General features: G+C 54.7%; 6 protein-coding genes. All 6 read left to right on the top strand.

Features of this window, described 5'->3' with window-relative positions:
* On the top strand, positions 1 to 454 hold a 454-nt coding region (locus E0L21_RS08940; protein WP_131408656.1), incomplete at its 5' end, for a DUF3304 domain-containing protein.
* Entirely contained in the window at positions 442 to 2,898 is a 2,457-nt protein-coding gene (locus E0L21_RS08935; RefSeq protein WP_131408654.1) for a T6SS phospholipase effector Tle1-like catalytic domain-containing protein, read from the top strand. The genes E0L21_RS08940 and E0L21_RS08935, both read left to right, overlap by 13 nt.
* Before the next feature lie 20 nt (positions 2,899 to 2,918).
* Positions 2,919 to 3,176 carry a PAAR domain-containing protein gene (locus tag E0L21_RS08930; RefSeq protein ID WP_131408652.1) on the top strand — a complete coding sequence of 86 codons (258 nt, stop codon included), beginning with the start codon at positions 2,919 to 2,921 and terminating at the stop codon, positions 3,174 to 3,176.
* Positions 3,173 to 4,312, top strand: a complete 1,140-nt coding sequence (locus tag E0L21_RS08925) for a hypothetical protein (protein WP_131408650.1) — start codon at positions 3,173 to 3,175, stop codon at positions 4,310 to 4,312. Before E0L21_RS08930 ends, E0L21_RS08925 begins: the two co-directional genes overlap by 4 nt.
* Entirely contained in the window at positions 4,296 to 7,736 is a 3,441-nt protein-coding gene (locus tag E0L21_RS08920; RefSeq protein WP_131408648.1) for an ImcF-related family protein, read from the top strand. The genes E0L21_RS08925 and E0L21_RS08920 overlap by 17 nt, the downstream gene beginning before the upstream one ends.
* A complete protein-coding gene (tssA, locus tag E0L21_RS08915; protein WP_131408646.1) occupies positions 7,736 to 9,331 on the top strand; it encodes a type VI secretion system protein TssA in 1,596 nt (531 codons plus the stop codon). The genes E0L21_RS08920 and tssA overlap by 1 nt, the downstream gene beginning before the upstream one ends.
* Positions 9,332 to 9,635: the final 304 nt, after the last annotated feature.

The following is a 9,635-nucleotide window of genomic DNA, read 5'->3' as shown; positions in this document are numbered from 1 at the left end:
AGGCGGCGGTGGAGGCGGCACCATTGACGCCATCAATCACACCCGATGGGCGATTAACCACTTCAGCGTGGATAACCAGTCGGGTATCGACATCATTGGTCCGTTTCAGGGCGGCGGCGGAGGCTGTTGCTACAGTGTGCCCGCCCGCTGGAGGCCGGGTATGACGGTGCGTATTGACTGGGAAAGCGGAGAGGCATCCACTGAAGGTTTTCCAGGTTTTGCTGATTACGAAAAATATAAAGCTTGGGAGAAAAAGATGAGCGCTCAGAATCGTCAGCACAGCAAAATCGTCCCGCTTCCCGACTATAACGGCCAGGATGTTTGCGGCATCACCGTGCACTTTTTGCCCTGTGATGACGTGAAGGTGACCACCAGTTGCTACACCTACGGTAGCCCGTCCTACCCGATTAAAGAGCCCATCAGGATGAAGGAGCCAAAAATATGTGCGAGGTAAAGGAAACCGACTTAGCCTGGGCTCCACCGCCCTTTCCGGCGCAGGGACGTCTGCCGACGCAGGCGCTGCAGGTCGGGCAGAGCGGCTATCAGCAGAACAGCGCCGAGCGACTCTACCGCCAGGAGTTGTGCCTCGCAGCCGGACGACGTGTGGAACCGCCGTGCTGTAAGACGCTGCATATCAGTCTGTTTTTCGACGGTACGGGTAATAACCTGAACAATGACCTGATCCTGTCTCCCCCTCCGAAGCATCCGACCAATATCGCGCGGTTGTTTCGCGCGACGATCGGTGATGGCACAGCCGGTGGAGTCCCTGATCAAAAGAGGGTATCGCTGGATGAGGCAAGCGACAGCGGCGGGAAATACTTTAAATTTTATATTCCTGGTGTGGGCACGCCTTTTCCGGAAGTGAACGACCTGGACTATTCCACCATGGGGTTGGTGGGGGCAACGAAAGGCGAAGAACGTATTAACTGGGCACTACTGCGCATTATTGATGTGCTTATGCGTGTGAGTAAAGACCCGAAAAAAAACAGTATAAAGCTGTCAGAAGGGGCCAGCCGTAAATCTATAGGCAAAATGGGTACCAGCTGGAACCGACTATGGTTCGGCGGCAGCCACAACCGCTACGAAGAGTTTAGCCGCTTATTGAATGAGTTAGCCCTCCCGCTGAAGCCAATGCTGACGCAACCGGAGCCGGGCAAGCCTAAGCTGTTAGGTATCAAGTTGTACGTTTACGGTTTTTCCCGCGGTGCAGCCGCTGCGCGTACTTTTGTGCGCTGGCTGAGTGAGCTGCTGCCTCCACCAGCGGCGGAAGGCGAAAATCCCCCGCAATGTCTGCAGATTGGCGCACTGCAGTTGCCCATCAGCGTGGAGTTTCTCGGGCTACTGGATACCGTGGCTTCCGTGGGGGTGGCGCACGTGGTACCGATTGCCGAGGGGCATATGTCCTGGGCGGACGGCACAATGGAGTTGCCGAGCGATGAAACCTATCCGGGGTTGATAAAAAAATGTGTGCATCTGGTTTCGGGCCATGAGCAACGCCTCTGTTTCCCGATGGACTCGTTACGTAGGGCTAACGGCAAATATCCGCCCTATGCCACTGAGGTAGTGTATCCGGGGATGCATTCGGATATTGGTGGTGGTTATCCACCGGGAGACCAAGGGAAGGCGAACGGTAAGGATGATGCGTTATTGCTTTCACAAATAGTTTTGCATGAAATGTATGCTTCGGCGTTTTGCGCCGGTGCCCCATTAAAAATACCCATGGGAGCTTTGCCTGATGATAAGAAGGCAGACAGCTGGCGAGTTATGCCTTTAGACTCTTTGAAAGAATTTCTGCTTCATGGAGATCTTGTCCAAGGATTCAACGCCTGGCGCGAACTCACCCTGAATCTGACCACGCCAGATGAAATCTCCCCTGAAGAAGCATCCCGATACGATCCGCCACGCGCCAGCGGCAGTCTTGAAACCGTTGTTGAAAACCAGATGGCGTGGATCACCGCGTGGCGCATTGATCGCTATGCCAGAGGGTCGATGCTGAAAACCCCCTTCTACCAGCGCGCCAAGAATACCGAAGCGCTGCCCGCCGCGCGTAAGGCGGCAGAAAATAAGCGGGATGAAGAGCAGCAGAAGATTATCGACGCGCGCCAGAAGCAGATTGCAGATCAGCCCGCCGACAAAATGGATGACCTGGTGCTCTATCCTGGCGTCAAGGATTTCGACCCTGTTATGGCGCAGACCCAGCTGTTTGACGCGGCGAAGGAGTTTGGTAAGGATTACAACGACGGCTATCGCATTCCAGAGAACCTGGCACAGGTGGTGCTGGATACCGTACTGCAACCGATGATTTTCGTTCTCAATACCGATGATGAAGCACAGGAATACCGGCGTATGAAGGCGGACGGCAACGCCCGTGTGGCTATTCTCTTCCCCGCCGCCGGTGAGGCCAGTAATGCGGAACAGCCCGCCGGGTTGGTCAGAGCGTTTTTTGACGACCAGTTACATGACTCGCGTGCCTGGTTTATGCAGGCCGCCCTCAATTCGCGTGAGATGTGGACCGGCTACTTCCGCTATCGCATGATTTACTTCAGTGACAAATGTAATAAATCCCTCTCTCCGCTAGTTATTGCCGGGGATCTGGTAGGTTTTGCCACCCTTACCACGGGTGTGGTGCTGAGCTTCAAACAGAAGAGCCTGACCGGCAAGCTGGCAGGGCTGGCCGCCACCGGTGCAGCGCGATCGCTGCAGGTTGACGTATTGGATCTGATGACCCGGGAGCCCGTACCGGAACTGCCTGGCGGGGAACAACTGCGGGCATTTACTCAGGAGCCCGGTGTCGTGGTCGCTCAGCAAAAGGCGCATGTGGCGGAACAGCGACTGGCGCGGGCGCAAGCCGTGATCCCGGCCAACTGGTTTGAGCAAGTTCTGACGGTAAACACCTGAGACAGAGCAAGGAGATGTCAATGAGTAAAGTCATCCGCAAAGGAGACAGCCTGCGGGAATATGGCGGCAAAGTATTAGGGGGACACTATCAGTGCTTTGGCCAGGGATTCGCCTGCAAGGGCGACCCGGTGAGCTGCAACAAACACGGCATGACTTCTATTGCTGAAGGCAGCTTGCGCACCAGGATCGATGGTCAGCCAGTAGCACTGCACGGCCACCGCTGTGCCTGCGGCTGTACGCTGGTCAGCTCTTTTCCTGATTGCGGTATTGATCAGTGAGGCCTGTTCCCGACTATCCGGCATACAGAACGGCCCGTCCGCCCCGCACGGCCACGTGGTTGTCGGTTGCGGCACTACTGGTACTACTCAGCGGCGGTTTCAGCGTACTGCTGCCATCTGCAGAAGGGAAAAGCTCACTGGTTGCTGCCGGTATCCTGGTAGCACTGATGCTGGCAGCTTCAGGCTGGCTGATACGGGTGCTGTACTACCGCGTTAGCGTACACAACGCCGCTTTCTACTCTCAACTGGTGGCATATGAACAACAGCAGTGGTGGGCACAGCATCGACAGCCGTTCTGGTTAAAAGAATACGTCTTGCTGGGGCCAGCGGGCAGATGTTCAACCGACTGGCTGCGTGTGCTTAGTCGTGAACAGCGCCATCCGGAAGAAAAAAAAGAGGGGAGCGGAAGTGCGCTGAGACTGCCCCAAATTTCCGCTACTGACGCTACCGCGCGTGAAAAACGACTGGCGGAGCTACTGGTTATCGAGTGGCAAAAGCAGCGCAGTGAAAACACACTCACTCCACCACTGCGTTGCTACTGGCAGGGATCGGACATCGCCTGGCAGGCATTCCGCGCACAAATGGCCCGCATTTTCCCGGCGATAGCACTGCCATTACGGCCTGAACCCTGGCATGGCGAAGCCAGTCTGGCTGAGATAGCGAGTGACCTCGCGCAAGCCAAATCTGAAGACACTATGCTAATCGCGGGGTGTCAGGTGGTCGTAGCATCCTCGAAAACAGCACTTCCCGCCGGGGAGTCTGCCGTACTGTGGTTGGCCGGGCGGAACGGGCCGGTGCAACTGACGCGCGGCGAAACCTTTTCGGCAGAAAAAGGGGACGCATTACTCAGTGTGTCCACCCGTGCGCTGGAACAGAGCGAACTGCAAGAACCCCCTGAGGCCAGTCTCCTGTTTTCCCGGTCTGGTCTGGAGAAGCTGTCGCACAATGGCTGGAACGTTAGCCAGTATCAGCAGGATGCCAACTGGGGTGATATCGGCGATATGGACGCGCTGATCGTTTTATCGCTGTCGGCAATCTACGCTGCGCACTACCAAAAACCGTGTGGCTGGATTGCTCACGACCCGATGAACACCCTCGCAATTGGAATTGTAAAACCTGATGGACAACGTCAATAAACCTGCTGTCATCTCTGTGGCAGCCACGGCAACGGTCTGTATTGCTGTGACCACTCTCCTGGTATTACTGGGCGCGCTGGCATGGTGGCTGTGGGCGACTGAACGTTCAACGCAATGGGAAACGCTGCGCCCTCTTATTGCCGCTGGTTTTATTGCCTGGGGGGTTGCGCTCAGCCTGCTGATGCTGGGGTTCATTGTCTTTCGATTGCTGATTAAAGACAAGGTTGGCCCGTTAGCATCTCCTAAGCGTAAACCAGCAAAGGTAACCGGGCGCGAAACCGTTTATGCACCGCTGAAAAAATACCTCCGCTTGCGCTATAGCCTGTTCTGGCGCCGCAAAGTCCGCTTGCTGCTGTTGACCGGTGATGAAGACGCGATTGAACAACTGGTTCCCGGCTTGCAATCCCACCAATGGCTGGAGGGCAATAGAACCGTTCTGATTTACGGCGGTAGCCTGACAACGGAACCAGATAGCGAAAAATATGCCGCCCTGCGCAAACTGCGCCGGAGCCGTCCGCTAGATGGCATTATTCGGGTGATACCACAGGCGCTATACCTGACACCACAGATAAGCGATAACGATTTACGCGGGCTGGAAAAAATCAGCGAAATGTTGCGTTACTCTGCCCCGGTCTGGCTGTGGCAACTGTGCGACAGCGTCTGGTCGCAGGCTCTGCGCACTGAGCAGGTAGTGGGCGCTCATTTTCCTCTGCGCGCCCAGGCAGACGATGTTACCCGCCAGCTTGAACTGCTGTTACCGGAATTGCGGGCTCAGGGAGTAAGTCAGGTCATGGAGAGCAATAACCACGACTTTTTATTGCGTCTGGGTCAGCACCTGAAAGAGGGCGGTATCATCCGCTGGGCTCATCAACTGATGCCGTGGTTGTCAGTCTCTCAGCAGCGTATTCCGTTACGGGGTCTGATGTTCAGCCAGCCAGGAACTAAATCACCAGATTCGCCTAAGAACATCGTTACTCTCGCTGATGAGAATTTTATCCCTGAATCGCAGCGTAATGCTCTGAGCCTGTCGGTAACCTGGCAGGGTGTGGTTAACGATTGTACCCGTGTAAATGGTCGCCGCATCGGGCTACCACGGGAACGGATGCTTGCATGGGGCATCATGGCTGTGATGGGCATATGGGGTGTCGGTCTGCTGATCTCTTTTGCACTAAACTACGGGCAGATTTCGTCAGTGGCAGGAAAAGCGCGCTACCTGGTGGAGCATCCTTCCGTTTCCGATTATCAACTGACGGCATTACATGAACTGCGAAACGACGCTGGTCGCCTGCAACGTCATGTTAATAAGGCGACGCCCTGGTATCAGCGTTTTGGGCTTGATCACAGCCAGCAACTGCTAAACGCAGTACTGCCGTGGTATGGCGTAGTGAACAATCGTCTGATTCGGGACCCGGCAAGCACCGCTTTGTTACAAAAGCTCGCAGCGCTGACCAATTCAGCACCAAACAGCGATCGGCGTATGCAACTAGCGAAGCCCGGTTATGACCAGCTAAAGGCCTGGCTTATGATGTCACGCCCGGACAAAGCGGATGGTGCATTCTTCGCCGAGGTTATGAGGCGTGTGCAACCCACTCGCCCTGGTATCTCCACTGGTCTGTGGCAAAGCCTGGTCCCGGATCTGTGGGCATTCTATATCACTGAGCTACCACAGCAGCCCATGTGGAAAATCACCCCGGATGCATCTTTGGTCAATCAGAGTCGCCAGGTGCTGTTGCAGCAGATTGGTCGCCGCAACGCTGAAAGCACGTTGTACGAAAACATGCTCAAATCAGTACGCCGCAACTTTGCCGATGTTTCCCTGGAAGACATGACCAGTGGCACCGATGCCCGCCGTCTCTTTACGACCGATGAGGTGGTGCCTGGCATGTTCACTCGCCAGGCATGGGAAGGGGGTATTGAGCAGGCTATCGAGAAGGCTGCGAACTCGCGCCGCGATGAAATTGATTGGGTATTGAGCGACAGTCGCAAAGCTGTTTCCGTAGATCTGTCACCGGAAGCGCTGAAGGCGCGTCTGACCCAACGTTACTTCACTGATTTTGCAGGTAGTTGGCTGCGTTTTCTTAACAGCCTGCAACTTAACCCAACGCACAATATTGCCGATGTCACCGACCAACTGACGCTGATGAGTGATGTGCGGCAGTCGCCGCTTATTGCTCTAATGAATACGCTGGCCTTGCAGGGGCAGACCGGTGAGCAGCGCGAGGGGCTGTCCGATTCCATTATTAAATCGGCGAAAGAGTTAGTTGGCAGCCACGATAAACCGGTGATCGATCAGCGTGCGGCAGGTTCGCAGGGACCGCTGGATGAGACCTTCGGACCGCTGCTGACCCTAATGGGAAAAAACAAAGACAGTAACGTAATGTCTGCGGATAACTCGCTCAGTCTGCAGACGTATCTAACCCGTATCACCCGTGTGCGTCTGCGGTTGCAGCAGGTAGCGAGTGCATCTGATCCTCAGGAGATGATGCAGACGCTGGCACAGACCGTATTTAAGGGTAAAAGCATTGATCTGACCGATACCCAACAGTACGGCAGCCTAATGGCAGCAAGCCTCGGGGAAGAGTGGAGCGGATTTGGCAACACGATGTTTGTGCAGCCGTTGGCCCAGGCATGGGAAACGGTGTTGCAACCGTCAGCAGCCAGTCTGAACGATCGCTGGAGTCGTGCGGTGGTGGCTAACTGGCATACGGCTTTTGATGGTCGTTTCCCCTTTACGATGAGCAAGAGTGATGTATCCCTGCCAATGTTGGCCGAGTTTATCCGTAAGGACAGCGGTCGCATCGACCAGTTTCTGACTACTGAGCTCAACGGCGTACTACACAAAGAGGGGAATCAGTGGGTAGCGGACAATACGCATAGCCAGGGGCTGATGTTTAATCCGGCCTTTCTCAGCGCCGTTAATCAGTTGAGCCAGTTGTCGGATATTTTGTTCACTGATGGTGGTCAGGGAATAAGTTTTGAACTGCAGGCACGCCCGGTACCGCAGGTAGTTGAAACCCAACTCACTATCGATGGACAAAAACTGCATTATTTTAACCAAATAGCTGACTGGCAATCTTTCCGTTGGCCGGGCGATACCTGGAAACCTGGGACTATGCTGACCTGGACCACTATCAACGCTGGTCCGCGTCTGTTTGGCGATTACAGCGGAACCTGGGGGTTTATCCGCTGGCTGGAGCAGGGCAAACGGCAACAACTTGACCGCAGCCAGTGGATGATGAGCTTTATCGCTCCTGATGGTAGAACACTGCAGTGGATATTGAGGACGCAATTGAGCAGTGGTCCGTTGGCGCTGTTGGCCTTACGCAACTTTAACCTGCCTGACCAGATATTCAGTATAAATGCTTCTGCGACCTCAAATACCCTGGTCACTGCAGAGAGTACAACCATGGATGGAATAGAATAATGGCGACATTACAAAGCGTACTTTACGCCTGTGGTGCTGATGAAAAAACGTTACTGAGCAGTGCCAAATTGCGCAGTGCGGAATGGGAGCGCTGGCTGGAGCCTGTTAGCGAAAGTGAGCCAACCGGAGAAGATCCTGGATACGATGATGATTTTCAGCACATTCGTGAGGAGGTCAACAAACTTTCCGGTATTGATACAGGCCTGATTTGCGAGCTGGCTGAAAAGTTGCTGACCAGCGTCTGCAAGGATCTGCGCGTTATCACCTTCTATATCTGGGCGCGTCTGCATCAGGATGGTGAGCCCGGATTTGCACAGGGAATTGAGCTTCTGGCGGCAATGCTTGAGCGGTTTGGTTCCAGGCTACACCCATGTCGAGCCCGGAGCCGCAGAACAGCTCTGGAGTGGCTTGGTAGTAGCCGCGTGACTGACAGCCTCTCTCTGTACCCGGAGGTGGATATATCCCTTATGCAGCGCATCACAGGTGGTCTGCTTCTGGCGGAACAGTCGTTTCAGACGTTTGATGAAGATGCCCGCCCTGAGCTTGGGGGGCTCTATCAGGTTCTGGACAATCGCCTGGTACAGAATGGCGGTGCCAATAGTCTGGTACCGCAAACCAGTCGTGAAGAGACGACTCAAGTAACGTCGATGGTATCGTCAGCCCCCGCGATGAATGGCGTAACATCAGGGCGTGATCTGCTCGATCAGGCCAGAGTGCTGGCGAAATATCTTCGCGATCAACCGGGCGGCTGGCTGGCCGGGCATCATCTGCTAAAAAGCGTCCGCTGGGATACTCTGGTTGAACTCCCTCCGCTTGATGCCGCCGGACGTACCCGCCTGGTCCCGCCCAAACCAGACAACAAAGCACATCTCAAGCGCTTGTATCTCCAAAAAAGCTGGTCTGAACTGCTGGAGCATACCGATACTTTACTGGCGCAGGGCGTCAATCATCTGTGGCTGGATATGCAGTGGTATGCCTGGCACGCGTTGGTGAAAATGGATAATAACTGTGTGCGATCAGACATTCTTTGTCGTGATCTTAAGGGGTTGTTAGCCCGTCTCCCGGGTCTGGAAGCGCTGGCCTTCAGTGACGGAACCCCCTTCGCCGATGAAGTGACCCTGAACTGGATAAACGAAAACGTGCTGGATGAGATGCCCGGATGGAAAGATGAATCAGTGTCAGCTGCGGCGGCTGGTAGTGATGATGTGCTGACGCTGGAGCCGGAAGTCCTGGCGAAAGCAGACAGCGAAGGCATCGATGTCTCACTCGGCTGGCTCCAGACCCAGCCCGGCTACACTTCCTTACGCGACCGCTGGTTGATACGCCTGCTGATGGCTCGGGTGAGTGAACAGTATGGTAAAAACGAAATGGCACTACATCTGCTAAGTGAGCTTGATAACAGCGCCCGTAATCTAACGCTGGAACAGTGGACGCCAGAGCTGCTGTTCGAAGTCAAAGCCCGCAGGTTGAAACTGTTACGGAGCAAAGCTGGTCGTAGTGAAGCAGATAAAACGCGCCTGCAGCCCGAAATGGACACTTTATTATCCGGGCTTATTTCATTGGATCCTGCGCGGGCTGCGGTGCTCTGCAACTGAGCACCTTCAACGGCTACAACAGACTGATACGGCTAAAGTTACTTCCCGGTTCTGGGGGGCACCAATATTGGTGTAGCTGCTGATGGTGCGAATGGTTATAGGTTATTTGGCAAGGTGATTACTCACGAATGCGGTAGGGGGCTGTTGGCAGCATTCAGGCTGCGGGATCGCAAATGATTCCGTCCGTGAGCGTATTATCGTAGGTTCTGTTGTCTTTGCATTTTTGTATATATCTGAACTGGATAGTGAAAAGGTATATATCATGCTCCGACTGCCTGGATAGATACCTTGAATGGCAACGGAG

This window comes from Kosakonia quasisacchari (assembly GCF_004331415.1).
Classification (GTDB): domain Bacteria; phylum Pseudomonadota; class Gammaproteobacteria; order Enterobacterales; family Enterobacteriaceae; genus Kosakonia; species Kosakonia quasisacchari.
This window is presented reverse-complemented; position numbering and strand designations above follow the sequence as displayed.

What these genes read in the sequence shown, in the direction of transcription:
- E0L21_RS08935 (WP_131408654.1), top strand. Translation starts at nt 442, where the DNA reads ATGTGCGAGGTAAAGGAAACCGACTTAGCCTGGGCTCCACCGCCCTTT.
- E0L21_RS08930 (WP_131408652.1), top strand. Translation starts at nt 2,919, where the DNA reads ATGAGTAAAGTCATCCGCAAAGGAGACAGCCTGCGGGAATATGGCGGC.
- E0L21_RS08920 (WP_131408648.1), top strand. Translation starts at nt 4,296, where the DNA reads ATGGACAACGTCAATAAACCTGCTGTCATCTCTGTGGCAGCCACGGCA.
- tssA (WP_131408646.1), top strand. Translation starts at nt 7,736, where the DNA reads ATGGCGACATTACAAAGCGTACTTTACGCCTGTGGTGCTGATGAAAAA.